The sequence below is a fragment of the Fluviicola sp. genome (assembly GCF_029266855.1).
Classification (GTDB): Bacteria; Bacteroidota; Bacteroidia; order Flavobacteriales_D; family Crocinitomicaceae; genus Fluviicola.
Genome location: NZ_JAQSWB010000002.1, coordinates 677006 through 702378 on the forward strand (window position 1 = coordinate 677006; position 25373 = coordinate 702378).

Annotated in this window: 23 protein-coding genes; 12 read left to right on the forward strand and 11 right to left on the reverse strand. The window is 40.9% G+C overall.

Features of this window, described 5'->3' with window-relative positions:
- Window positions 1-37 precede the first annotated feature (37 nt).
- The 7 genes from K0S23_RS08370 to K0S23_RS08400 form a co-directional block, all read right to left on the reverse strand.
- Entirely contained in the window at window positions 38-316 is a 279-nt protein-coding gene (locus K0S23_RS08370; protein ID WP_300356199.1) for a GxxExxY protein, read from the reverse strand.
- 113 nt (window positions 317-429) lie between these two features.
- On the reverse strand, window positions 430-1866 hold the full coding sequence (locus K0S23_RS08375; protein ID WP_300356104.1) for an efflux transporter outer membrane subunit: 1437 nt from the start codon (window positions 1864-1866) through the stop codon (window positions 430-432).
- On the reverse strand, window positions 1856-5065 hold the full coding sequence (locus K0S23_RS08380) for an efflux RND transporter permease subunit (RefSeq protein ID WP_300356106.1): 3210 nt from the start codon (window positions 5063-5065) through the stop codon (window positions 1856-1858). Before K0S23_RS08380 ends, K0S23_RS08375 begins: the two co-directional genes overlap by 11 nt.
- Window positions 5066-5087: 22 nt before the next feature.
- A complete protein-coding gene (locus K0S23_RS08385; protein ID WP_300356108.1) occupies window positions 5088-6170 on the reverse strand; it encodes an efflux RND transporter periplasmic adaptor subunit in 1083 nt (360 codons plus the stop codon).
- Window positions 6171-6309: 139 nt separating this feature from the next.
- Window positions 6310-6735 carry a hypothetical protein gene (locus K0S23_RS08390; RefSeq protein WP_300356110.1) on the reverse strand — a complete coding sequence of 142 codons (426 nt, stop codon included), beginning with the start codon at window positions 6733-6735 and terminating at the stop codon, window positions 6310-6312.
- Between the two features lie 336 nt (window positions 6736-7071).
- On the reverse strand, window positions 7072-7293 hold the full coding sequence (locus K0S23_RS08395; protein ID WP_124745056.1) for a DUF2795 domain-containing protein: 222 nt from the start codon (window positions 7291-7293) through the stop codon (window positions 7072-7074).
- 113 nt (window positions 7294-7406) lie between these two features.
- Entirely contained in the window at window positions 7407-7958 is a 552-nt protein-coding gene (locus tag K0S23_RS08400) for a cob(I)yrinic acid a,c-diamide adenosyltransferase (protein ID WP_300356112.1), read from the reverse strand.
- Between the two features lie 161 nt (window positions 7959-8119).
- On the opposite strand from K0S23_RS08400, the gene K0S23_RS08405 reads away from it, so the two are divergent.
- On the forward strand, window positions 8120-8479 hold the full coding sequence (locus tag K0S23_RS08405) for a hypothetical protein (RefSeq protein ID WP_300356114.1): 360 nt from the start codon (window positions 8120-8122) through the stop codon (window positions 8477-8479).
- A gap of 60 nt (window positions 8480-8539) precedes the next feature.
- On the opposite strand, the gene K0S23_RS08410 is transcribed toward K0S23_RS08405, so the two are convergent.
- Window positions 8540-9187 (reverse strand): class I SAM-dependent methyltransferase, encoded by a 648-nt coding sequence (locus tag K0S23_RS08410; protein WP_300356116.1) that lies wholly within the window; start codon window positions 9185-9187, stop codon window positions 8540-8542.
- 177 nt (window positions 9188-9364) lie between these two features.
- On the opposite strand from K0S23_RS08410, the gene K0S23_RS08415 reads away from it, so the two are divergent.
- Window positions 9365-10759, forward strand: a complete 1395-nt coding sequence (locus tag K0S23_RS08415) for a DUF4301 family protein (RefSeq protein ID WP_300356118.1) — start codon at window positions 9365-9367, stop codon at window positions 10757-10759.
- A 122-nt stretch (window positions 10760-10881) separates the two neighbouring features.
- On the opposite strand, the gene K0S23_RS08420 is transcribed toward K0S23_RS08415, so the two are convergent.
- Entirely contained in the window at window positions 10882-11802 is a 921-nt protein-coding gene (locus K0S23_RS08420; RefSeq protein ID WP_300356120.1) for a DUF58 domain-containing protein, read from the reverse strand.
- 51 nt (window positions 11803-11853) lie between these two features.
- On the reverse strand, window positions 11854-12795 hold the full coding sequence (locus K0S23_RS08425) for a DMT family transporter (RefSeq protein ID WP_300356122.1): 942 nt from the start codon (window positions 12793-12795) through the stop codon (window positions 11854-11856).
- A 101-nt stretch (window positions 12796-12896) separates the two neighbouring features.
- Here K0S23_RS08425 and K0S23_RS08430 point away from each other — a divergent pair, with 101 nt between their 5' ends.
- The 8 genes from K0S23_RS08430 (at window position 12897) to K0S23_RS08465 (ending at window position 22963) form a co-directional block, all read left to right on the forward strand.
- Complete coding sequence (locus K0S23_RS08430) at window positions 12897-13604, forward strand: hypothetical protein (protein WP_300356124.1); 708 nt, start codon at window positions 12897-12899, stop codon at window positions 13602-13604.
- Between the two features lie 352 nt (window positions 13605-13956).
- Window positions 13957-14577 carry a TetR family transcriptional regulator gene (locus K0S23_RS08435; protein WP_300356126.1) on the forward strand — a complete coding sequence of 207 codons (621 nt, stop codon included), beginning with the start codon at window positions 13957-13959 and terminating at the stop codon, window positions 14575-14577.
- 25 nt (window positions 14578-14602) lie between these two features.
- Window positions 14603-15904 (forward strand): TolC family protein, encoded by a 1302-nt coding sequence (locus tag K0S23_RS08440; RefSeq protein ID WP_300356128.1) that lies wholly within the window; start codon window positions 14603-14605, stop codon window positions 15902-15904.
- A 24-nt stretch (window positions 15905-15928) separates the two neighbouring features.
- Window positions 15929-16978: an efflux RND transporter periplasmic adaptor subunit gene (locus K0S23_RS08445; protein WP_300356130.1), complete on the forward strand. Its 1050-nt coding sequence runs from the start codon at window positions 15929-15931 to the stop codon at window positions 16976-16978.
- Window positions 16979-16991: 13 nt separating this feature from the next.
- Window positions 16992-20132, forward strand: coding sequence for an efflux RND transporter permease subunit (locus K0S23_RS08450; protein ID WP_300356132.1), 3141 nt, complete (start codon window positions 16992-16994; stop codon window positions 20130-20132).
- Between the two features lie 90 nt (window positions 20133-20222).
- Complete coding sequence (locus K0S23_RS08455; RefSeq protein ID WP_300356134.1) at window positions 20223-21254, forward strand: hypothetical protein; 1032 nt, start codon at window positions 20223-20225, stop codon at window positions 21252-21254.
- Complete coding sequence (locus K0S23_RS08460; RefSeq protein WP_300356136.1) at window positions 21251-22141, forward strand: hypothetical protein; 891 nt, start codon at window positions 21251-21253, stop codon at window positions 22139-22141. Before K0S23_RS08455 ends, K0S23_RS08460 begins: the two co-directional genes overlap by 4 nt.
- A gap of 3 nt (window positions 22142-22144) precedes the next feature.
- Window positions 22145-22963: an alpha/beta hydrolase gene (locus K0S23_RS08465; protein WP_300356138.1), complete on the forward strand. Its 819-nt coding sequence runs from the start codon at window positions 22145-22147 to the stop codon at window positions 22961-22963.
- Window positions 22964-23046: 83 nt separating this feature from the next.
- Here K0S23_RS08465 and K0S23_RS08470 read toward each other — a convergent pair whose 3' ends face one another.
- Entirely contained in the window at window positions 23047-23763 is a 717-nt protein-coding gene (locus K0S23_RS08470; RefSeq protein ID WP_300356140.1) for a pyridoxine 5'-phosphate synthase, read from the reverse strand.
- 133 nt (window positions 23764-23896) lie between these two features.
- Between K0S23_RS08470 and K0S23_RS08475 the strand changes: the two genes are divergently transcribed.
- A complete protein-coding gene (locus tag K0S23_RS08475) occupies window positions 23897-24595 on the forward strand; it encodes a YdcF family protein (RefSeq protein ID WP_300356142.1) in 699 nt (232 codons plus the stop codon).
- Window positions 24596-24710: 115 nt separating this feature from the next.
- Window positions 24711-25373 (forward strand): CBS domain-containing protein, encoded by a 663-nt coding sequence (locus tag K0S23_RS08480; protein ID WP_300356144.1) that lies wholly within the window; start codon window positions 24711-24713, stop codon window positions 25371-25373.

A 25373-nucleotide genomic window follows, 5' to 3' on the forward strand; every position in this document is an offset into this window, starting at 1 on the left:
GCCTTTTTTGTTGTCAACCAATCTAACTTTCTATTGATTACATTAAGTTGTAATAATGCTCCTTCATGCACTCACGCTTCATGAAATGACCACGAAGAGCACGAAGCACACAAAGAATATTTATTGAGTGATATTTTCCCTTCAGAGTGAAACGCTTCACGCCGTTTCGTAAAAGCTTTTCATTGAAATTGATAAGATAGCCGAACTCCTTTTTAGCAAGTTTCATATAGGTTAAAATTTGAGCTTGGTGAACGGGTACTAGCTTGAAAACTAAAAAAACTTCGTGCTCTTCGTGTGCTTTGTGGTCGAATAAAATCGAAAGTTGGGATCATTTTTTCCATAGATCGAAAATTGGAATTTAAACCAAACAAAAAGCACCAGCCAACGACTGATGCTTTCCACTTATCCATTTAAATTTGACGTATGGTACTACCTCCAACCGCCTCCCAAAGCTTGGTACATGGCAACCATATTCGAAAGTTGTTCCTGCTTGATCTCAATTAAATCGAATTTGGATTCAATCGCATCGCGCTGGGTCATCAGCACTTCCATGTAATCTGCTTTTGCGGATTTAAACAGGTTGGTTGAAATGGTAATGGATTGTGTCAGTGCATCTACCTGTTTCTGTTTCAGGTCGTAACTGTTTTTCAGGTTCGTAACTTTCGACATGCGATTCACAACCTCTATATAGGCATTCAAAATGGTTTGTTCGTAACTGTAAACTGCCTGGATCTGTTTTGCATTTGCCGAATAATACTTTGCTTTGAGCGCATTTCTATTGATCAACGGCGCTACCAGGTCACCTGCAATATTATAAAGCAGGGATTGCGGCGATGTGATCAGGTATTTTACATTGAAAGCCTGGTAGCCAACTCCGGCAGTGATGCGCAGGGAAGGGTAGAAGTTTGCTCTTGCAACCTTTACGTCCAGCTTGGATGCGGAAAGGTTCAGTTCAGCCTGTCGGATATCTGGTCGGTTCTGCAGTAGTTGTGAAGGAATCCCGGAGTAAACCGTATCGGGAACCATTTGCTGGAAGGCTGCTGAATTCCGTATGACAGGCTGTGGAAAACGGCCAACGAGGAAGTTGATCCTGTTTTCCGCTTCAACGATCTGTTGTTGCAGGTAGAACAAATGACTTTGATTTTTATAAACCTCGGCTTCAAACTTTTTTACGGCCAACTCGGTCACTTCACCGGCTATCTTCTGAAGTTTCACGATCTCCAAAGCATTTTTCTGGATTTCCAGGTTTTGTTTCAGGATCTCCAATTTGTTGTCGTAAGCCATTAGTTCATAATAGGAATTGGAGATCTCGGCTACGAGATTCGTCACCATGAAGTTTTTCCCTTCTACTGTTCCCAGGTAACGTGAAGCTGCCGCATCTCGTGCGTTTCTCAATTTACGCCAGATATCCACTTCCCAGGATGCGTTCACACCAACTGAAAAGTTTCCGAGCGGATTGGGGAATACCTGGCCCTCTGTAATTGGAAGGTTTTCTTCAACTGCTCCATCGCGGGTATAGCGACCAACCTTTTCTACACCAGCTCCAACAGCTACTCCGGCGGAAGGTAAAAACTCACCTTTTTTTGCCCGTACCTCGGCTTGTGCAACAGCGATTTCTTGTATAGTGATGTTCAGCTCCTGGTTGTTTTTCAAAGCGGTATCGATCAGAGCTATTAGGTATGGATCTTTGAAAAAAACGTTCCATTTGATGGTTCCTGTATTACTCGTGTCTTTTGAACTTTGATAAGCTCCCGGAGTGTATTTGTTTTCCGTCTTGGAAGCTACTTTCAGGCTTTTACATGCTGTGATGCTTATTGCGACAATCGCAATAACTACCCAGCTTCCGATCTTGTTTTTAATGCGCATGGTCTTCAGTTTCATCTGTTGTTGGAAAATTATCTACGGCATGAACAAAGTCTTCGGTTAAAGAACTGTCATCCTCATTTTTGATTAGTTTGCGACCCGCTGCCAGTGTGCCGAAAATGTAGTACAACCCAGGAATAATAATGACTCCGAAAATGGTTCCGAAGAGCATTCCTCCAAGTGCACAGGCACCGATTGTCCTGTTTCCGATAGCTCCCGGACCTGTTGCAATAACCAAAGGGATCAAGCCGGCAATGAACGCGAAGGATGTCATCAGAATTGGTCGAAAACGCACTTTTGCGCCTTCAATGGCAGCTTCCAGGACCGTTGAACCCTCATGGTGTTTCTGCATGGCAAATTCTACGATAAGAACTGCGTTCTTTCCGAGAAGCCCCACGAGCATGACTAATCCTACCTGGGCATAGATGTTGTTCTCCAATCCCATTAGTTGAAGGAGGAAGAAAGATCCGAAGATTCCGGCAGGGAGTGAAAATAGTACGGCTAATGGAATAATAAAGCTTTCGTATTGGGCTGCCAGTACAAAATACACGAAGATCAATACGACAATAAAGATGTAAAGCGCTTCATTTCCCCGCATTACTTCGTCTTTTGAAAGTCCTCCCCAATCGATGTCGTATCCTCTTGGCAGTGTTTCTTTTGCAACTTCCTGGGCTGCCTTTATGGCTTCTCCGCTGCTGTATCCTTTTGCTGCGGAACCGCGAATGGAAGCTGTAGTATACATGTTATAACGGTTGATTTCATTAGCTCCCTGGGATTTGACAATCTTCATGAAGGCTGAAAACGGGACCATTTCACCCCGGTCATTTTTGACATACAATTTCATGATGTCTTCAGGTAATCTTCTGTATTCCGGGGATGCCTGAACGAAGACCTTAAAGAAACGCTGATATTTAATGAAACCAAGTTCATAGGTACTGCCGATCAGTATCGACAAGGTGTTCATCGCATTTCCGATGGAAACGCCTTTTTGCATTGCCAGATCGTTATTGATCTGAAGTTCATACTGCGGATAGTTCGCGCTATAGAACGTAAACAAACCTGTGATCTCTTTTCGTTTGCGCAAAGCATTCATGAAATCGGTATTTACCCGTTCCAATTCCAGGTAATCTCCCGTATTGGTTTTATCAAGTAACTGAAGAGAGAAACCTCCTGCAGCACCGTATCCCGGAACTGCCGGCGGATCGAAAAATTCAATGGTTGCCCCCGGAATGACCTTTGCTTTTTCCTCCAGTTCGTAAATGATTTCCTGTACGTTGTGTTTTCTTTCCGACCAGGGATCCAGGTTAATCAAACAGGTTCCGGCATTGGATCCGCGTCCTTCTGTCAATACTTCATAACCTGCCAGGGCAGAAACAGACTTGATTCCGGGAACTTTTTCTGCAATACCTTGCAATTTACGTGCAATGTCATTGGTTCGTTCCAAAGTGGATCCCGGAGGTGTTTGAATAATGGCATAGATCATTCCCTGATCTTCACTCGGAATAAAACCGGAAGGTAATTTCTGACTTAGTCCGAAAATTCCAAGCCCAAATGCAAGCAGGATGACGAATGTTACGAGTCTCCTGTTTACAATTCGTTTTAAAAGCCCGACGTATCTTCCTGTCAGTTTTTCAAATCCACGGTTAAACCAATCCAGGAAGCGGTTGACAGGTGTTCTCTTTCTCGGTTTTCCGTGATTGTTCTTAAGTAGCATGGCGCAAAGAACCGGGGTAAGTGTCAGTGCCACTAAGCCGGATAATACGATGGAAGTTGCCATGGTGATCGCGAATTGCCGGTAGAAAATACCCACCGGACCTGTCATAAATGCAACCGGTACAAATACGGCGGTCATCAGTAAGGTAATTGCAATGACAGCACCGCTGATCTCTTTCAATACTTTTTTGACCGCATGATAAGGAGAAAGATGTTCTTCTTCCATCTTGGCATGAACGGCCTCGACGACGACTATCGCATCATCCACCACGATACCGATTGCCAGTACCAATGCAAACAAGGTGATGAGGTTAATGGTTAAACCGAAGAGCTGCATGAACATGAAAGCGCCGATTAAGGAAACCGGTACGGCAATGGTTGGAATAAGAGTAGAGCGGAAGTCGCCAAGGAAAAGGAATACCACCAATGCAACAAGAATAAATGCTTCACCGAGTGTGTGGACTACTTTTTCAACGGATGCATCCAGGAAGTTCGAAACATCATAACTGATCTCATATTCCATTCCCGGTGGAAAGGAAGTCTTTTTCAGCTCTTCCAGTTTTTCTTTTACCCGTTCAATGACTTCAGTTGCATTACTTCCATACGTTTGTTTTAAGACGATCGCTGCAGACGGGTATTCGTCTTTGTTGGAATAGATATCATAATACTCACTGCCGAGTTCTACATTTGCAACATCTTTCAGCCGAAGAATTTCCCCTTCGGCATTTGACCGGATAATCACGTTCTTGTATTCGTCCGCTTCATTGAAACGACCTTTGTAGGTCAATACATACTCCAGGGCTTCTGCACGTTTACCGTCGCTTCGCCCAATTCGTCCGGGAGAACCGATAACACTTTGTGTATTTAGAGCTTCCATGATCTCATCAGTAGAAATGTTGTAGGCCCGCATGCGATCAGGTTTCAACCAAATGCGCATAGCATACTGACGGCTGCCCAAAATACTCGCCTGACCAATTCCGTTGATCCGTTGCAGTTCGGGGATCATATTCACCCCGGCAACATTGAATATGAATTTCATATCGGCCTTAGGATCTTTGCTGTATAGGTTGACGTACATCAGCATACTTGGCATAATGCGGTTTACGATGACTCCTTCGCGCTGTACAAGTACGGGTAAACGGTTCAATACCTGTGCAATGCGCGTATTGACTTGTACCAAAGCCTGATCGGGATCGGTGCCCAGGTTGAATACAATTTGAATATTTGCCTCTCCTGCACTGGTTGCGTCGGAAGTCATGTATTTCATTCCCGGAACTCCGTTTACGGCTTGTTCCAACGGAATGAGAACGGATTCGGTGAGTACTTTCGCACTGGCTCCCGGGTAAGAGGCCCTTACAATAACTGTTGGGGGAGCAATTTCAGGGAACTGGGATGTCGATAAACCACTGATGGCAAGTACGCCCATGAAAATGATGACCAGTGAAAGCACAATGGCTAAAACAGGTCGATGTATGAATTTGTTAAACATAATTTTGTCGGATTAAAATGGTTTACTCTGTGTAAACTTTCAGATGGGAAAGCACTGAATTCGGTTCCTGGTATTTGTAAGTGATTTTGTCTCCGTCCCTTACTTTGCGAATCCCTTCCAAAAGAATTCGTTCTTCCGCTTTTAATCCGTTTTTTATTACATACAGATCGGGCATTTCCGAACGGATAACAATCTCCCTGGAATGCACCACATTGTCTTTGTCAACGACATAGACATATTTTTTCTCAAGAATTTCAAATGTTGCTTTCTGTGGAATGATCAATGCTTTTTTCAGAGGAACCACCATCTGGATACTTCCGGTTTCACCGTGTCTTAAAAGTACTTCCGGATTCGGGAAGGTAGCACGGAAAGCTATGTTACCGGTTTCATTGTTGAAATCTGCTTCAATGGTTTCTACTACTCCCGGATACTCGTATAGTTCATTGTTTGCCATTAATAAGCGCACATTTTTCATGTTGTCGCTTTGGGAAACTGTTTTGAAATTTAAATATTCGGCTTCCGGAACATTGAAATAAACCCAAAGTTTGCTGTTGTCTGAAAGAGTGGTCAATAAATCTCCCTCGTTAACAAGGCTTCCCAAACGAACCTGGAACCGGTCCATAATTCCGTCGAAAGGAGCTTTTATTTCGGTGAAGCCCAAATGCACGCGCGATAAGGATAGTTCTGCTTTCGCTTTATCGTATTTTGCTCTTACTAGTGCTAATTGATTTTTAGAAATGATGTTGCTGTCAGCCAGCATTTTGGCATTTAAGTATTCGGTTTTTGCATAATTTGCTTCTGCCTGGGCTTTCTGCATTTCAGCCTCATACATCATGGGCATAATTTGGAACATCAACTGTCCTTTTTTTACCAGTTGTCCTTCATCTACAAAGATCTTTTGTAAATAACCTTTTTCCAGGGCCCTGATCTCAATGTGCTGGATGGCATGAATTTGACAGACATAGTCTTTGATAATGGTTGTATCTTTCAATAAGGGACTTGTGACCAGCAGCTTGCCGGCAGCTTCCTTTTCTTCTTTTTTTGATTGGCATCCTGTGCTGATTATTGCTGCACACAAGCCTGCGAGAATGAAAACTCTCTTCATAATAATCTTGTTTTGACGTAAATTGTGTCGTGGATTTCCGGGGATAATTTTCCGAAGGTTTATTAGTTAATCAATATCAAAGCACTGATTAACCATTAAGGAAAAAATTCTTAGACAAGGGATCTTGTCATTCCGGATTCTATATTCTGAAAACCTGGAAAACCAAGTGTCTCTTACTGAATGTAATAAAAGACAATTGTTCACAGAACATGGAGCTGTTTTTTCCATTTCCGTAAAGATAATCGAGCGATTGATCTACCGGAATGTCAGCAAAATACAGATTGTTATGAAAGTGTTTTTCGGGTGAAAAGTCTTCTGTTTCCTCTTCAATGTTTTCAAAAATAAGTTCCGTTTCTTCAGGTGGGATAGAAGAGCTGGCCTTGATGACAGCGCCGGAATGTGCCGGAGCAACCTGATCGTGGCTTTGCTTTGCCGGATTGAAATTGATTGTTGAGACAGAAGAAAAAGAATTTGCCTTATCGGAAGGATAAGTATTCAGCTGATTGTGTCCATAGACTTGGATGAAACACAGTACCTGAAAAAATCCAATAAGCAAACTTTTCATGTGGTAAAGCTAAGTCAGAGTTGAAAGACCGCCAAATTTTCCGCTGTTAAATATTGGTTAATACAGTCGGCTAAGCAAGAAGCAGGAAATCCTTCGGATGGAAAGTAGCTATTTTAAGGCGGGTTAACTTCGTAGTTAAAGCATAGTTAAAGCATAGTTAAAGCATAGATACTCCATAGATAAAGCATAGATATAGCGATGAATGTATATGAATACAACATTCTGTATATAATCTAACAAAGAGAATATCGACTTTTAATCTTGTCGTCCTCCGACTGCACTAGGCATAAAAAAAGGTCCTCATTTCTGAGAACCTTTTAAAAATAGTGTTATGAATTAATATTCATCTTCATTAAATAAGAAGTCGTCTTTAGACGGATAATCTGGCCAAATTTCTTCAATGCTTTCATACACATCGCCCTCATCTTCCAAATCTTGTAGATTTTCAACCACTTCTAAGGGTGCACCTGCTCTAATTGCGTAGTCAATCAACTCGTCTTTTGTTGCAGGCCAGGGAGCGTCTTCTAAGTAGGATGCTAGTTCTAATGTCCAGTACATGTCTTAGTATATTGTTGTTTATTTGCGCAAAAATAATCTTATTCTAAAAAAATCCAAGTGTTTTCTTCACGATTAAAAAAAAAGTTTTTTTTCTCTTTTTAATAATTTGAAAATCAATTGGTTCTTGGCTTCCAAGGAGTCTCCGTAGCATTTAGTTCGTGTGCCAGTTTTCGGGAGAGGACAAATAAGTAGTCGCTGAGCCGGTTCATATATGCACTGATAAGCGGATTCACTGCTTCGGATTCACCCAATTGTGACACTAATCTTTCAGCTCTTCTGCAAATACAGCGTGCAATATGACATTGTGAGACAGTCACATGTCCTCCCGGAAGCACAAAAAACTTCATGGGTGGCAGCTCATTATCCATTGCATCGATCTGATCTTCCAAATAAGTGACATCAGTTTCATAAAGCTCCGGTAAGGTCATTTTTGATTTAACCGGATCAGCCGCAAGGTTGGAACCAATTGTAAATAAGCGGTCCTGGATCTCAATTAGAACCTCTGATTTGGAATCTTCATTGATCAAATCGCGTAGCAAACCGATGTAACTGTTCAGTTCATCAACTGTTCCGTAACTTTCGATCCGGATATGATGTTTCGGAAGACGGGTTCCGCCAATCAAACCGGTTGTTCCGCCATCTCCTTTTTTGGTGTAAACTTTCATGATTTAAAGTTAATTATTTCTATTTATTTGTTCCGAATGTTAATATTAACAAATAGAAGAATTTTTATATATTTGATTCAACGAAAACTAGTAATTAATTGCAACTTACCTGGTGTTTTTTAATATTCTCATTTAAAAAAACACCAATTTATCAAAGCAGTATGAATAAAAAAAGTCTATTAGCAGGTGCATGTCTTGCAATTTTGGTTGCCTGCGGAACCGCAAAGAATTCAACACCTAAAGTAGAAGTAATGCCTACCCAGGGAGATGTTGATCGAGTACAAACCAAATTTCCGGGGTATACATTGGATGAATTACATGAGGGAAAGAAATTGTTTGAAGCAAACTGTAATTTATGCCATCGCCTGAAAAAACCTGCTTCAGAACCGGAAGAGGAATGGAGAACAATTGTTCCGCGAATGGTTAAAAAGGTAAACAACAAGGAAGGACACCATGTGGATCCTGCAGGAGAAGAGAAAATTCTGCGTTACCTGATCACAATGGGGTCGGTTGGAAAATAAATAAATCGATAGGGACGTGATGCTTCGCGTCCCTATGTTTTTTGTCATGACTCGCAATAATTAAAATAACCGGGTCTTGAATATCTTTGGCCTGATTGTAAATTGTTCTTTGGTTTGTTCTTCCCGCCGCCAAAGAATTCCCATTCGTCCCAAATCAATAGTAACATGAAACCGCGGATCTGTAACTAGGTAGTTCCAGCAATCCCACATATCCTCGCTCCAGCGAATATCATCCAGTATGAAAGCTGTATTGCTGTGTGTGTGTTCAAATAGAGAATCGATATAATGCATGGTAGCTTTCCCGGAATGATTTCCGTCGAGAAAGATCAGGTCGTAAGTTCCGATAGCCGGAAGCTTTACAAAATCATCAAACGAACTGCAGATTGTAGTAATCCCGGAAAGATTCCAAGCATCAAACTGCTGGGAAGCTTTGGATAAGATCGCATCACAGCCTTCGACTGTTATCAGATGACCTGCCGGATTCCCTGATTTTAAATGAATTGAACCCGTTCCGATTGAGGTTCCTAATTCCAGCAGAAGCGCCGGTTTATAGTGATGTGTAATTTTCCATAGGATCTCGCCATACAATCCTTTGCTGCTGGCGTTCCGTGCTAAATCGGAAACAGATCGAAGGGCTCCCATTTGCCTGGACCCTGCACCTAAATCGGTGATTTTGAACTGTTCCCTGTTGTTTTTGATCTTTTGCAACCATTTTTTTCGTGAACTGAGAAAATTTTTATTCACTTTTGTCGTTAAACAGTTGTCGACAAAGTCGAAAACAAAGGGGGAATGAATTCCATGTCTGCCTTTCGACTTGAGTAAAAATCCGAAAATTGATTTGGAATTTTGCATGATACAAAGAAACAAAAAAACGCTACAGGAAGCATGCTTATGCTAAAAACTACAATAGAATTACAACTTGAGCGCTTGCGTGCTCCACAGCCGGCTTTAAACCTGGTCGCTGCTTGCAGGATTCAGGAAGGGATCATCGTTTTGAGCGAGGAAAAAATCGCTAACCTGGCTCAATCATTTTACCATTCAGATAAGAAAATTTCTTTTTTTATTCCCGCTTCGGGCTCGGGTTCCAGGATGTTCCACTTTTTGTTTGAGTTTTTGGATAACCCGAACGAAAGCAATAGTGGATACGTGGAGCGTTTTCTTACCCATATTGAAGATTTTGCATTTTTCTATCAATTCCCGGTATCGATTCAGAAAGCATTGCGAAACAGGAGTATGGACCTGGATGCTTTCGTTTCATTCATCTTGAATAACAAAGGATACGGATTGGCTCACCTCCCGAAAGGATTGATACCTTTCCATAAGAACGGACCTTTTTTATTGTGTCCCATCCAGGAACATGTGGTTCAGGGGCAATTGTTGAATCAGAATTCATGTTCTTTCCATTTTACCATTCAACCGAAATTCCAGGAATATATCCAACGCCAATTGGAATTTTTAGAGGGGATGACTTCTAAAAAGTTTGACGTGAATTTTTCGGTTCAAAACATAGAAACGAATGCGATTGCCTTTGATGATAATTTTCAGCCGATTCTCAGTCCTGAAGGAGATATTCTAACAAGACCGGCTGGTCATGGTGCTTTATTGGAAAATTTCGCCATGGTGGATGCAGATCTGATCTTTATTAAGAATATTGACAATATCCAGCACTACAACCATTCTGAAATTGCGATCGAAACCCAGCGGATGCTTGGAGGTTTATTTTTGGAAGTTCAAACTGAAATAGAAAACCTGCTTGCAGATTTCTCTGAATCTGCCTGGAATGATTTTAATGAGAACTACCAATTATTCCATGACTCGGCAAATAATTTATCGAGTAACGAAAAACTGGAACTGCTCAAGCGGCCTCTCCGCATTTGTGGTATGGTGCAAAACGAAGGACAGCCAGGTGGTGGACCATTTTGGGTTGAAAATAATGGTGAGATTACCAAACAGATCGTTGAAAAAGCCCAAATTAATCCGAAAAGTGATCAGGTACGTGTAATGATCCAGTCTTCACATTTTAATCCGGTGATCATGGTCTGTCAGGGAAAAAACAGCGATGGTTCAAAGGTTGATTTAAATGCGTTCAAGGATGATGATGCATACTTCAAAGTAAGTAAATCGCATAAAGGCCAATCTATCCATTTTGTGGAATTACCCGGATTGTGGAACGGATCAATGGCGAAATGGAACACGGTTTTTGTGGAAATTCCAAGCCAGACTTTCAGTCCTGTGAAATCAATTTTGGATCTATTGGATAAGTCACATCAACCGATGTAATTCAAAAGACAGCTGAGCGGAGCCGAAGCACCTTTATTTTGCATTTGAAGTGATTCAAGTTGACTGAGCCCTGAAAACCTTGACCGAAGCGTCAATGGGAGTCGAAGTCAACTATTATTCAATTAATACAATTTTTGTCGTTTCAACAGGTATTTCACCAGTACGTCCTGTATAGGGTCTTTAATGTCTACGGTATAAAAATCGACGTTATACTGCGTGCATTTTAAATTGACTTCGTTGAAATAACGATTGATCTCCGTGGTATATTTTTCTTTGATCTCAGCCGGCTGAAGTTTCATCTTTTCACCTGTTTCCATGTCAATCAGGTTGACTGGATTATGCCCAAGTTCAAAATCAATTTCAGTCGCTTTATCCATGACGTGAAAGAGAACCACTTCGTGTTTGTTGTGCTTCATGTGCTGGATACTCTGCATAAACTCATCCAGCCTGGAAGGGTCGTCCAATAGATCCGTGAAAATAACGATCAAACTTCTTTTATGGCATAATTCGGCGACATCGTGTAAACAGGAAATCGTTTCCGTTAATTTGGAATCAATAGCTTCATATTCATGCAGTTGCTTTTCCATTTCATGCAGCAAAAAGCGATGATGAGCTCCGGAGGATTTTGCCGGAGTGTGCAGGAATAAGCGATTATGAAACAAGGAAAGACCGACCGCATCGCGCTGTCTTTTTAATAATTCCGATAAAGATGCGGCTGCAAGAACTGAAAACTCCAGTTTGGATAAAGTATTCTTTCCGCTGTAATACATAGACGACGAAACATCAACCACCATTTGACAGCGGAGGTTCGTTTCCTCTTCGTATTTTTTAGTGAACATTTTCTCGGAACGGCCATAGAGTTTCCAGTCAATGTGTCGTGTCGATTCCCCCGGATTGTATAAACGGTGTTCTGCAAACTCCACAGAGAATCCATGGAACGGACTTTTGTGCATTCCGGTAATAAAACCTTCCACAACCTGTTTTGCAAGTAATTCAAGATTGCCGAATTGAGCTAGCTGGTCTTTTTGTATTGTAGACAACATGGTTCGAAAATACGTATAAATGTGATTGTTATTGTGGAAGTTTCACGAATTTTAAGAAAGAACTTCAGTTTCTGCTTCGATGAATACTTCGGATGCTTTTTCCTCTTCTTTGCGTGCCCGGAATAAGGTGCCGAAAATCACCCCGAACACAACCAGGCAAACACCGATTAAAGAAGCGAGTTCCAGTTTTTCATTGAAAATGAACCAGCCTGATAACAAAGCATAAACAGCACCAATGTATTGAAAGGGTGCGACAATGGCTGTGTTTGTCGATAGAAATGCACGTGTCATCAATACCTGAGCTATTTGGGTAAATATTCCGATAGTCAGTAAAATAAGCCATTCAATACCTCTTGGAAATGTGAAATCGAACAGGCACCAGATTCCTGTCAACGGAAGTGCGAGCATGGGGAAGTAAATCACAATATTGATGGTTTCTTCTGTTTCCCTGAGTTTTGAGATTGCATTATAGGCTATTCCGGATAAAATCGCAGAAAGAACTCCCATCCCCATCCAAAACAGATCCAGGTTTTGCTCACTGAAACTGCCCGTAAGTCCGTTGAACCCAATAAAGATCACACCTGAAAAAGCGATCAAACTGCTGAAATATTGAATTCTGCTAACTTTTTCCGAGAACAGGCGGGAAGCAATTAAGACGGTGAAAATAGGAGAAAGATATTGCAGGGTGGAGGCAATTGCCAGTGGAAGTTTGTGCAATGTAAAGAAGAAGATCGTTAGTGCAAGCATTCCGGCTGTTCCTCTCAATAAAAGCCATTTTTTATTGTTCCCCAATAGCGGGAGACCTCTGTATTTTATAATCGCCGCACTGATTGAAAATGAAACCAGACTCCTGAAGAATACCAGTTCGTGGGCAGGATATTTTTGCAAGCCGTCTATTATAGCATTATCAAGATTTCCGAGCATCTTAACAAAGAAGTTTACCACGAAAAATGCTATTCCGGAAAGAATAATGTAAATAATGCCTTTAATCATATTGCAAAATTAGAATGTATGTTCAATCTTAGCCCATGTTTGATCAATTTCTGCGTTATGTGTAAAAATACTTTTGTAGATTAGGCGTAAAAATAGGGGTTATGAAAAAGTTTCTGATGCTGTTGTTCATTCTTATTTCCATTGCAAATTCAAATGCCCAGATTGAGAATGATAAATGGAATATTACCGGGGAATTAACGCTTCCTATGGGAATGGCAAATAAGATGTTTAAAAACTACTTAAACGGACTGATTAATGTGCATCCTAAACTTCAATACAAACCTTTTGAGCACTGGTATGTCGCTTTCGGACCGAAATATTCCTACTATAAAGTAAATGAGTATAAAATTCCATTTGAGCCGGACATAAATGACGATGCGGTGGTGAATCACCAGAAAGTAGTATCCATGCGCGGAGGAATGCATGTGCTGGGTGGTGATGTGGAATTGGGATGGACCAGTTGGGTTGCCCCGCGATTAGGACTGGAATTGGGAGTTCGCGCCGGGATTGCCAATAATCAGTTTATTACAACAGGAACAAAAGCATACGGATCACAACAGGTGACGTGTGGATACATAGAGCCTGCTTTCAGCATAGTACTGGCTTCGGATGAAGCAGTTGCTTACCGTTGGATCGTGAGCTACAATTTTTCGGGGTATAAGTTTAACGGGAGCAGAATCGGCTCTACAAGTACGGGAGGATATACTGCCGGAGATTTGAAGGCTCCTACTCAAACACTTTCCATAGGATTTGCAATGACTTTGTACTTCAATAATACTCGTACAGACGTATTTCTTGACGAACCTTAGAGTATAAAGGGATTTCGACTATGCTCAATCCCCCTTTCACTAAAAAAATTCTATTTAATAAAAGACGGTTTTCACTCAATCAATATCAATATGATATTCGTTTAACAAGGTGACTGAGCGTAGTCAAAGTCATCCTGTTTAACTCTTTCCACCATTCACGGTATTTTGGTTACCATTCACCGATTTTTGATGGCTTGCTAATCTTTTCATCCCCAAATTTGCCCTGTTTAATAGTTTATTTAATCGAAAACACCTGATTTTTCAGGATTTCTGAATTATTTATTCAATTAAATCAAAGAAATTTAAACGCTTGTTTAAAATTAGTGTTTAAATTTGTCGCGATTTTAAAAATATGAGCAAAGAATTATCGACAGAAGAGAAGATCCGCGAAGCTGCAAAGAATGTCTTTATCGCTAAAGGGTTTGATGGCTGTACCTCACGGGAAATCGCCAAAGCTGCCGGAATGAATGTGGCGCTTGTAAACTACTATTTCTGTTCTAAAAAACAACTGTTTAAACTCGTTTTTGAAGCCGCACTGGAAGATTTTATGCTTTCAACGGTGGAAGTCTTCAAAAAAGATCTCAGTCTGGAATCTAAAATGAGGATTTTCATCGAAAGGGAATTTGAATTCCTGATTCTTCACCCGGATATTCCCCGTTTCATTTTATCGGAGCTTTCACGTGGTGATAAGTGCGAGTTTGATCATGCAGGAATCCTTGATAAAATAGCTGATACCGGCGTTTTTGAAGAGTTACTGGATGCACAGGAGAAAGGAATTATTCGCAAAGTTGATTTGACGAATTTGATGTTGTTGATCATGTCAAATTGTCATTATCCCTTCATGGCAAAACCATTGATGAAGTATTTGAATGGTTTGTCGGAGGAAGAATACCAGGAGCGTTTAATGCTCCAGAAACAATACGTTACGGAAATGCTAATCGGGTATTTATTTATCCCAAAAACAAATAATTAACACATCATTTAAACAAAGATTTAATATGAGAAAAGGTTTATTAGGTGTACTCATGGTCCTGGGAGTTGGAAGTAATGCTTCAGCTCAGGTATTGGATCTTGAAACATGTTTGAAAATGGCGGACACGGCCAATTTATCCATTGTTAACTCCCGTTTGGACGTAACAATGAATAAAAGCCAGATTTCGTCTTACTTAACTGCGCGTTACCCCAAGATTGTTGCGAATGCTGATTACAGGTACAACGCGATTATTCCCGGTCAGCTGCTCCCGGCTGAAATGTTTGGAGGTCCTCCAGGCTCTTATACTACTGTGAAATTTGGTGTTCCATATGTTTTTAGTAACTCCATCCAGTTGCAGCAAATCCTTTTCAATCCTCAGGTTAATTATGGTATCAGTACGCTGAAGATCCAGCAGGAAGTAATCGAAATTCAGCAAAAAATTACGGAGCGTGACAGCAAGGCGCAGGTTGCAAATACCTTCTTCAACCTTCAGGCAATCAATAAACAGCTCACGTTCATAGATTCGAACCTGGTGAATATTGACCGATTGATTGGTAATATGGAAGCGATGGAGAAGCAAAAAATGATCGTTAAAACAGAAGTTGATAAGCTTCGTATCAACAGATTGAACTCGGTAAATGCCAAACAAACACTTTTGGCAAACCAAGAGCAATTGGAAATGCTCTTGAAAATCCTGATCGGATTGCCGGAAGAGCAGAAAATCACACTGGCATCGGACGATCTGGTAGAGAAATCCATTTTAGTGGAAGGAAATACCATCAACTACCCGGAATTGGAATTGGTCGGCGCGCAGATACGCATGAATGAAGAAGAGAAAAAAGGGAACAATATGGCTTACTTACCTTCTTTGTCTTTTGTTGCGGGATACAATTACACCTACAATATGAAACCTGAAGACAATGTACGTCAGGGAATTCCGTCAGCATTTTTAGGAATTCGCCTGGATTGGACTTTGTTTGACGGGATGGAAAAGTACTACAAACAAAAGGTTACCAAGATTTCACACATGAAATTGGAAAACCAGAATGAGTTGTTAACTCAGCAGCTGCACATGCAGACTGAAAATGCAAAACGCCAGATCGAAATTCAGGTGAATTCATTAGGGATCGCCCAGGAACAGCTGAAACTTTCGCAAAGTGTTTACAGGCAAACGGAACTTCAGTACAATGAAGGAACTATTGACTCGAATGACTTGATCAAGGCTAGTACGGATTTACAGCAATCGCAAACCAACCTGGTTTTGGCATATGTGCAATTGCGCCAAGCCGAACTGGAATATTTGAAAAACATAGGGAATATTAAATAATTAATCAGATTAACTTAGATAGAAATGAAAAGAGTTATTATTATAGTCGTCGTAGCAGTAGTTTTGGTAGGGCTAGTTGTGTTTAAATTAAAGTCGAACCAGAAAGAGGTTCAGGCAAAAATTTTCATTAACGATGTAAATGCAGCAGTGTTAGTAAAGACTGCAAGCCCAACTACTCACTCATTTGAAAGTTCACTTTCTTTTCTCGGAACATTTGAACCGGCTCGTCAGAACGTGATCGGATCAGACGCTAACGGAAAATTGGTGAGTATCCGTTTTGAAGAAGGAGACCAGGTAAAACAAGGTCAGTTGTTGGCAAAGGTAGATGATGAAATGCTCCGGTTGCAGCTTGAGAACGCAGAAGTTGGATTGGAAGGCCAGAGAAATGACGACAAACGTTATTCCAACCTGGAGAAGGAAAATGCTATTTCAGGAGTACAGGTTGAAAAAACAAAATTGGGAGTTCGTTCAAGTGAATTGCAAAAGAAGCAGATTCAAAAACAAATCAGAAGCACATCAATTACTGCACCGTATTCAGGGGTAATTACACGTAAGATGGTTGATTTGGGATCTTTTATAGGGCAGGGAACACCTTTGTTCGAATTAACAGATATTTCAAGCTTAAAGTTGACGGTAAATGTTCCTGAAAGAGATGTATTGAAATTTAAATTGGGTCAGGCAGTGACAATCCGCGCTGATATCTACGGGGTAAGAGATTTTCCGGGAAGAATCACTAATATTTCTGTTGTAGCGGATAGAGCACATAACTTCAAGGTACAGGTTACCGTTCCGAATCCGAAAAGAGAATTAATGGCAGGAATGTACGGTTCGGTTCGTTTGAAAAACAATGAAAGCGTTACAGCACTTTCCGTTCCGAGAGTTGCTTTGGTTGGTTCGTCTAAAAATCCACAGGTCTATGTTGTTCGCGATAATGTTGCGTATTTGACAACCTTCACTGCCGGAACTTCAGACGGAGATTACATTGAGGTGGTCGACGGAATCAAAAAAGGAGATGTGATTGTTGTAAAAGGTCAGGTGAATCTTCAGGACAAAACAAAGATTAAAACCAATTAAATAAATTAAGGTCATGACATTAACGGAACTATCCATTAAGCGACCTTCCTTCATTATTGTAATTTTTACAATTTTGATTGGTGGAGGTCTGATAAGTTACAATCAATTGAGTTATGAGTTATTGCCGGATTTCTCTCCGCCAATTCTTACGATTACAACTTTATATCCGGGTGCTTCCCCTGCAACGGTGGAAACACAGGTGGCGAAACCTATGGAAGACGCCTTGAGTGGTCTCGAAAATATTTCTGAGGTAACCACATTTTCCATGGATAATGCATCTGTAGTGATGCTGGAATTTAAAGCTTCTGCAGATATTGACGTCGCTTTGGAGGATGCACAGCGGAAGATCAATAATATTTTGAATGAGTTGCCGGAAGGGACAAAAGCTCCGACAATCGCAAAAATTGAACCCAATGCATCTCCGGTACTCCAGGTAAGTGCGATAGCTAAAAATATGGGCGATCGTGAGTTCATGGAGTTGATGGACAAAGAACTTCTTCCGCAGATCAAACAGACCAAAGGTGTTGCGGAAGTGCAGGTGATAGGTGGTGAGAAACGCGCGTTCAGAGTGGATGTGGATAAAGATAAACTGAAAATGTATGGTTTGTCTTTAACACAGGTAAACCAGATCGTAGCTGCTGCAAACGTTGAATTCCCTACCGGTAAATTGAAAAATGAAACCGAGCAGATGACAGTGCGTTTGGCTGGAAAATTCCAGACAGTTGATGATTTGAAAAATCTGATCATATATACGGACGGAACTTCTTCTGTTCGATTAGGTGATGTTGCTGATGTTACGGACGGATCGGAAGATGTGGTAACTGTGAGCCGCTATAACGGGGTAAACGGGATCGGACTTCGAATTAAAAAGCAAAGTGATGCGAACGCTGTGGATATGGCGAACCTGACTAAGCAAAAATTTAAAGAGATCGAAGCCAAATATCAGAAAGAGGGAATCAAATTTACGGTTGCAACGGATACTTCAATCCCTACAATCGAATCGGTAGATGCAGTATTGCACGATTTGGAACTGGCGGTTCTGCTGGTGGCAGCTGTAATGATGCTTTTCCTGCATAGTTTGCGTAATGCGATGATCGTATTGATCGCTATTCCGGCGTCTTTGATCTCCACTTTTATTGCGATGTACATGCTGGGTTATACGCTCAACCTCATGACGCTGCTCGCAATGTCCCTGGTGATCGGTATTCTTGTGGATGACTCCATTGTGGTACTGGAAAATATTTACCGCCACTTACAAATGGGGAAAGGCCGCAGAAAAGCTGCTTTGGACGGACGAAATGAAATCGGATTTACTGCTTTGGCAATTACCTTAGTGGATGTCGTGGTATTCTCTCCGGTGGTTTTCATTGAAGGAACAATTTCTGATATCTTACGCCAATTCTCGGTGGTTGTGGTAGTCTCCACACTAATGTCCTTATTAGTGTGTTTTACCCTAACTCCTTGGCTGGCTTCGCGTTTGGCAAAAGAAGTGAAACTGAATCCGAAAAATCCTTTCCAACGCTTCCTGATGTGGTTTGAAGCTATGATCAAATCATTTACTGACGGATATGTGAAATTGGTTGCCTGGTCCTTGAAACACAAGATCATCATGGGACTTGGCGTACTGGCGATCTTCTTCGCAAGTATGGCTACTATGGGGCTAGGTATTGTCGGGCAGGAATTTGTGGCCCAGGGAGACCAGGGGAAATTCATGATCAAGCTGAAATACGATAAGAGTACTACTTTCGAAGAGAATAATGCTACAACATTGGAGATCGAACAAATGATCTTAGCCCAGAAGGATGTTATTGACATTGTTTTTGCAAACGTCGGTGGTCCGTCTTCAGGGATGGGTGCGGCTTCTTTTGGACAAGAGAACAGATCTGAGATCACAGTGAAGATGAAGAAGGATATGCAGAAAAAATATCCGACTTTAAATTACATGGATGAGATTCGGAAGAAGATTCAGGATAAATATCCGGGAGTGGAGGTGAAAGCTTTAAACATGGGAATGGTGGATTCGGAAGAAGCCCCGATTGAGATTTTCCTTTCTTCGGATGATTCTGAGCTCTTGATGAGAGAAGCAAGACGACTGAAAACAAAAATCCTGAGTATTCCCGGAGCGAAAGACCCGAGTATCTCCACAGATGAATTTTCTCCTGAAGTCCGTATCGAACTGGATCGCGAGAAAATGGGGCAGTTAGGTTTGCCGATCGCCAGTGTAGGGATGCAGCTTCAGAGTGGTTTAACAGGAAATGATGACACACGCTTTGACATTAAAGGTGAAGAATATGATATTCGCATTATGCTGGATAAATACGACAGAAGCAACGTGGACAATATCCGGGAAATGGCTTTTGTTACCAATGACGGGAAGCAGGTTCGCCTAAGTGAATTTGCAGATGTTTCTATTGAGAACGGTTACGGTCAGCTGGAACGGAAAAATCGTATTTCAAATACAACTTTGAGATCTTATGTATTGGGAACTGCCGCAGGTACTGTTGCAGATTCGATTACTAAATATCTGGAAAAAGCGCCACTTGATAAAAATGTGCGTATGCTTTGGGGTGGGGAAGTAAAACGTTCGAAAGAATCCATGGGCGCTTTGGGTACGGCAATGGGGATCGGTTTGATCCTGGTTTACCTGATCATGGTAGCACTTTATGACAATTTCATCTATCCTTTCGTTGTATTATTCTCAATCCTGGTTGCCCTGATCGGTGCGATTTTAGCTTTGAACTTATCGTCGTCGAATATGGGAATCTTTACGATGCTCGGTATGCTGATGTTGCTGGGACTCGTCGCCAAGAATGCCATTTTGATTGTGGATTTCACCAATCACTTGAAAACGGAAGGGCGATCTACATACAATGCGCTTCTCGAGGCAGTTCGCGAACGTATGCGCCCGATTTTGATGACAACCATTGCTATGGTGATCGGTATGATTCCAATTGCTACGGCAACAGGTTCCGGTGCAGAATGGAAAAACGGACTTGCCTGGATTTTGATCGGAGGTTTGACAAGTTCAATGTTCTTGACTATTATTGTAGTACCAATTATGTATTACCTAGTTGACAGATTGCAGGTGAAATTGACAAGAAAGAAAATAAATCTCGAAGGAGATGATGATGCTACCGTTCACGGAGTGATTTAGATTAACTAACACATGGAATCCGGCAGACTATCACTGCCGGATTTTTTTATGACTGGATTTTTAGTAATTTCGATTTGAAGTCTGTTTTTAATGAATAAGTTATCCGTTTTCCTATTCCTGCTTTCGATTGCTTGTAGTGGTTCTCTTGGTTTTTCACAGGAAGGTGCTTTCAAGCCACTTGATATTTCTTTTGATCTAGGCAAACTGAAACAACTGGATTTCGGAGTCGATTCACTGGATCCGGATACCATTCTATTTCACTTGTTTCCTGCTCCGATGAGCGAAGACGATCCGGAATTATCCGAATGGAAAACCTCGGCTTATTGGACGTGTTCTTCCTGCTGGCGTGGAGAGTTGTACTCATTTGAAGAGGACGAGGATTTTGAGAAAGAATTGATTCCTTACGAACGTAATTATACTTCCTGTACATCCATTTTGAACTATAAAACAAAAGATGGGATTGAGAGGGCGATGGCAAGTTTTTCAAGTTCACAAACGAATGATGGAACCGGAAGATTTACAAGAGGTGTATTGAGTCTTGCTCATTTTGAAAAGCAAAACGGGAATTGGAAATTAATCGACTTTAATCCTTTTGTGAATTTACAGGGAAGTTTTACACTTGCTTCTCCTGTTGATGCAGTTGTGTTTAATCCAAATGGCAAAGTGTATTTCACAATTCACGGCGGGGAAGCAAATGGGGTCTCTCCGGAAGATTACTGGCCCCTGTACCAGGGATTGTATGTCATCGATGGAGAATCATTGAGTGATGTTTTGTACTTGAAAGGAGCAAGCTGTCGGGAAAATGGTGAAGCCGTAGGAAGTGTTTGGGATACGGAGATTATGAAGATAGAATCTAATGTATTTGGAACGAATATTGAAACAAAAACGACCGGATTAATTGTGAAGGAATACAATTGGTTCCTGCCCAAAGCATTGCAATTTATTTCAAAATCGGATTTTGATTTACTTCCCTTGCGTTTCAGCTTTACAGCAAACCAGGCATTCTATTATACAACGACAGGATGGAGGTTTGAAAAACCTGTTATTACTATTTGGTATACTGATTCGAAAGGAATAAAACATGAACAGCTAGTTACTACTCAAAATACCTGCGTTAAATGAAAATAGTCATCTCTACTTTAGTTTTGTTTTTTAACCTCTCTGCATTAAATGCACAGGAGAAAAAGATTTATATCGAAGATTTCACAATCAACGATCAAATTCTTTACGGGGTAATTGATGGGAAATATCCGGTGACGATGTATTTGAAATTTGAAGAATACTCGCCTGAAAACTGGTTGTTTTATTCCATATCGGGCTGGTATTATTATGATAATGTCAAAAAGAAAATTCCACTCGTTGGAATTTATTCGGGAGGTTTGACACTGTATTCCTTTACTGATCCTGCACGTGCTGACAGTATCAAACACCTTGTTTCACCGGTTTCCAATCCTTGGGAGAGCGTTGATGAGCTAATGAATCGATCAGGATTTAATGAGAAATTTTCTTTTGATTATAAAGACTATCAATATGTCGGAACTTGGGAAAATGCTCAAAAACAACTCACGGTGAACTTTAGTGTGAGTGAGATTAATCTGGATAAATCACAGGAGTTCCTGGTTATCCCACTTCAAAATGGTGGACTGAAGCGCATTGATCTGCGTCAGTTCGGGCCGGTAAATAACGGTTATTCCATTTTTGCTTCAAAGCAGGATGCAGGTGGTTCCAAATTAATCCTGAAATATGAGGTTTCTTCTACGGCAAACCCAAATGGAATGTGTGGTGCAGGTTTCGAAATTGGTTACATGCTGCTGACATTTGATGCGAAAGGAACTTTGTCGGATTATCGTTTTGAAGATGTGGAAAGTTGCCTGGGGAATATGTGGTGCGAAACAACTGAGGTTCCGAATACGGATGGAAAGAAACTTATTTGCAAAGTAACTGATTCGGAAGAAAAGGTCCGGACTGTAACAATCGATGGAGTGAACTTTACCCTGGTTTCAAAATAAATCATGAAACGAAGAAAGAATCGGTTTTATACTGTTTTGGTCGGGATTTTATTTCTTACGATTGCAGGTTTAGCTTCTTTGTCTTCTGGGTATGAAACTCCCGGATCGACAGGCAAGAAAAATAAGCGCTATGAAATTCGAATTGAGAAATTCCAGGTGCTTGATAGTATTCGAAATCGCCTTATCCCATATGCCTTATTTGCTCCTGTACTGAAAAAAGAGAAGGTTGATTCCATTCGCCTGGTCATTTTCAGTCATGGTTACGGATCAAATTATCCCAAAAATTATCTGAATTATTCATACCTGACCAAACGGCTGGCAAGAGAAGGATTCTGGACACTGAGTATTCAGCATGAATTACCCGGGGATAGTCTGATACCCACTATGGGAATCATTCAAATCGTTCGTATGCCGTTCTGGAAAAGAGGAGAGGAAAATATCTTGTTCGTTTTGAATCATTTTAAGAGGACAAACCCTGATCTGATAATTAGGTCGGTCGACCTGATCGGTCATTCAAACGGCGGGGATATGAGCGTTTTAACTGCTAAAAACCATCCGGAGTTTATTCGGAAAGTTATTACATTGGATAATTTAAGAATGCCCATTCCAAATGTTTCAAAACCCCAGTTTTCGAGTTTGCGTTCAGTAGATAAGAAAGCTGATACATTGGTTATTCCTCCGGAGGAAGTTTGCATCACTTGTGGAATAAGGATTATTCAGTTAAAACAAACGACTCACAATCAGATGAATGATGAAGGTTCACGCAAACAGAAAAAACAGATCAATAACTATGTCAAAAAGATCCTGGAAGACCGGTTTTAACCTTAATTTAATCTTTGGTGGATAAGTGCAAGATTATCCACCAGTTACCATGGTAGTTATTTTTGATCCAGCTAATTAAAAAATTAATCTCTCAGCAAGTAGTTATATCGCTGAATCGTATTTTCCAATCCCAAATAGATCGAATCGGAGATCAATGCATGACCAATAGAAACTTCTGCCAACTGAGGGATGTTTTGCTTAAAGAATCGTAAGTTCTCCTGGTTCAGATCATGACCGGCATTTAGTCCTAAACCCAATTCCAATGCACGATTTGCTGCAATTACAAAGGGTTGGATTGCTTTCTCGGGATCCTGCGAAAATGCTTCGGCATAGGGTCCTGTATACAATTCCACCCGGTCAGCTCCAGTTTTCACAACATATTCAATATTTTCCAAGTCGGTATCTACAAAGATAGAAGTACGGACTCCCCAGGATTTAATTCTTCGGATGATATCCTGTAAAACTTCCAGATGCTCTTTTGTATCCCATCCGGCATTACTTGTTAAAACATGTGGCGGATCAGGAACCAAGGTGGCTTGTGCCGGTCGGATTGCCTGGATCATTTCCATGAAACGCTGGTCGGGATAGCCTTCAATATTGAATTCGGTAGTTACAACTCTGGATAAATCCACCACATCTTTCCCCGTAATGTGTCTTTCGTCTGGTCTCGGATGAACTGTAATTCCCGCAGCGCCAAAGCGCTCACAATCTATCGCTACCTGTACAACATTCGGTGTATTCCCTCCACGTGCATTTCGGATCGTAGCAATTTTATTGATATTTACGCTTAGCTTTGTCATGACTTTCTTTTCTTTGAATTGCGAAGATAAAGAGGATTTATCGCTTATGGATGTTAAAGTTCTTGAAAGTTCACTTAAGAGATTTTAACGTTTTTAAGAATCGTATTTTCACTTAAAATTGTATCATTGAATTATGAAAGCAGTTTCAGTAATCACTTTTTTAATCTTAACCACGCTTCTGAGTGGTTGTTTTCTTTTCTCACCTTCAGCAGTAAAAACCAATCGCAAGTACCTGCCGAATGCACCTTATGATGCAATCATTGTTCCTGGCGTTCCGTATGACGGAAAACATTGGAGTGAAGCAATGAGAAACCGGGTTCAGTGGTCCATTTATCTCTATAAAAAAGGAATTGCAAAAAATATTATTTATTCAGGGGCGGCTGTTTACACCGAATATGAAGAGGCGCAGGTTATGGCACTTTACGCAGAAGCTCTTGGTATCCCTAAAGAGCACATATTTCTCGATCCGCGATCTGAACACAGCACCGAAAATATTTATTATTCCTACCGGCTTGCAAAGAAAAACGGATTTCAAAAAATTGCGCTGGCAACTGATCCTTTTCAATTGAACGGGATGCGTCAGTTTATTAAGAAATTTGAACTTCCGGTTGACCTTTTACCTATTATTAAAGATACATTGTTGAAGCAGGACCTGACAGAGCCTCTCATTGATCCGGCTTGTGCCAAACGGGCAAATTTTGTTTCAATTGTAAGCAGGCAATCAAAATGGCAGCGCTTGCGGGGAACTTTCGGACAATATATTTGTTGGAAAGAGGAAGATCTGAAAACAAAACACCTTCGGAAAAAGTATAATGATCGAATAGAACCCTGAATCGGGTTTAAGTTTGGATTCCGGAGTAAAAAGTACCCGGATTAGCGATTTCCGTAGATTAAATTTTTACAAAGTTTTCTCCCGTAGCGAGGTTTTTACTACTTTGGCACATAACATGACAGCAAGAGAAGTAATAACAGACGAAATTCCCCCGTTAATTCATACGGATTCCGGGGAGAAAGCACTGATTTGGATGGAAGAGTTTAAAGTTTCTCATCTTCCGGTATTAAAACAAGGTAACTTTGTGGGCTTAATTTCTGAGAGTGATATTTTGGATAAAAAAGACCTGGAACTATCATTGGATGTACTGTTCGATCACCTGCCAAGACCTTATGTGTCTGAAAATGCACATATTTACGAAGTATTGGGTAAAATGGCTGAACACCGCATTTCGGTTTTGCCTGTCCTGGATCTGAACGAGCAATATTTAGGCTGTACAAGTGTTCACCAATTAATGACTTTAATTGCAAATACTGCAAGTATTAAGGAAGTTGGCGGAATTGTTGTCCTGGAAATGAATCGCATAGATTATTCACTCGCACAGATCGCTCAGATTGTGGAAAGTGAAAATGCGAAGATCTTATCTTCCTTCATTATGACTTCGACCGATAGTACAAAAATAGAAGTTACCCTGAAGATTGCCGAAGTCGATTTATCCCGGATTATTCGTTCTTTTGAACGTTATGATATGGTCGTTAAAGCGAGTTTTCAACGTTCGACAGACCAGGACGATATGCAGTTCAGATATGACGCATTAATGAATTATTTAAATATCTGA

What these genes read in the sequence shown, in the direction of transcription:
- K0S23_RS08375 (WP_300356104.1), bottom strand. Translation starts at nt 1,866, where the DNA reads ATGCGCATTAAAAACAAGATCGGAAGCTGGGTAGTTATTGCGATTGTC.
- K0S23_RS08380 (WP_300356106.1), bottom strand. Translation starts at nt 5,065, where the DNA reads ATGTTTAACAAATTCATACATCGACCTGTTTTAGCCATTGTGCTTTCA.
- K0S23_RS08385 (WP_300356108.1), bottom strand. Translation starts at nt 6,170, where the DNA reads ATGAAGAGAGTTTTCATTCTCGCAGGCTTGTGTGCAGCAATAATCAGC.
- K0S23_RS08390 (WP_300356110.1), bottom strand. Translation starts at nt 6,735, where the DNA reads ATGAAAAGTTTGCTTATTGGATTTTTTCAGGTACTGTGTTTCATCCAA.
- K0S23_RS08395 (WP_124745056.1), bottom strand. Translation starts at nt 7,293, where the DNA reads ATGTACTGGACATTAGAACTAGCATCCTACTTAGAAGACGCTCCCTGG.
- K0S23_RS08400 (WP_300356112.1), bottom strand. Translation starts at nt 7,958, where the DNA reads ATGAAAGTTTACACCAAAAAAGGAGATGGCGGAACAACCGGTTTGATT.
- K0S23_RS08405 (WP_300356114.1), top strand. Translation starts at nt 8,120, where the DNA reads ATGAATAAAAAAAGTCTATTAGCAGGTGCATGTCTTGCAATTTTGGTT.
- K0S23_RS08415 (WP_300356118.1), top strand. Translation starts at nt 9,365, where the DNA reads ATGCTTATGCTAAAAACTACAATAGAATTACAACTTGAGCGCTTGCGT.
- K0S23_RS08420 (WP_300356120.1), bottom strand. Translation starts at nt 11,802, where the DNA reads ATGTTGTCTACAATACAAAAAGACCAGCTAGCTCAATTCGGCAATCTT.
- K0S23_RS08425 (WP_300356122.1), bottom strand. Translation starts at nt 12,795, where the DNA reads ATGATTAAAGGCATTATTTACATTATTCTTTCCGGAATAGCATTTTTC.
- K0S23_RS08430 (WP_300356124.1), top strand. Translation starts at nt 12,897, where the DNA reads ATGAAAAAGTTTCTGATGCTGTTGTTCATTCTTATTTCCATTGCAAAT.
- K0S23_RS08435 (WP_300356126.1), top strand. Translation starts at nt 13,957, where the DNA reads ATGAGCAAAGAATTATCGACAGAAGAGAAGATCCGCGAAGCTGCAAAG.
- K0S23_RS08440 (WP_300356128.1), top strand. Translation starts at nt 14,603, where the DNA reads ATGAGAAAAGGTTTATTAGGTGTACTCATGGTCCTGGGAGTTGGAAGT.
- K0S23_RS08445 (WP_300356130.1), top strand. Translation starts at nt 15,929, where the DNA reads ATGAAAAGAGTTATTATTATAGTCGTCGTAGCAGTAGTTTTGGTAGGG.
- K0S23_RS08450 (WP_300356132.1), top strand. Translation starts at nt 16,992, where the DNA reads ATGACATTAACGGAACTATCCATTAAGCGACCTTCCTTCATTATTGTA.
- K0S23_RS08455 (WP_300356134.1), top strand. Translation starts at nt 20,223, where the DNA reads ATGAATAAGTTATCCGTTTTCCTATTCCTGCTTTCGATTGCTTGTAGT.
- K0S23_RS08460 (WP_300356136.1), top strand. Translation starts at nt 21,251, where the DNA reads ATGAAAATAGTCATCTCTACTTTAGTTTTGTTTTTTAACCTCTCTGCA.
- K0S23_RS08465 (WP_300356138.1), top strand. Translation starts at nt 22,145, where the DNA reads ATGAAACGAAGAAAGAATCGGTTTTATACTGTTTTGGTCGGGATTTTA.
- K0S23_RS08470 (WP_300356140.1), bottom strand. Translation starts at nt 23,763, where the DNA reads ATGACAAAGCTAAGCGTAAATATCAATAAAATTGCTACGATCCGAAAT.
- K0S23_RS08475 (WP_300356142.1), top strand. Translation starts at nt 23,897, where the DNA reads ATGAAAGCAGTTTCAGTAATCACTTTTTTAATCTTAACCACGCTTCTG.
- K0S23_RS08480 (WP_300356144.1), top strand. Translation starts at nt 24,711, where the DNA reads ATGACAGCAAGAGAAGTAATAACAGACGAAATTCCCCCGTTAATTCAT.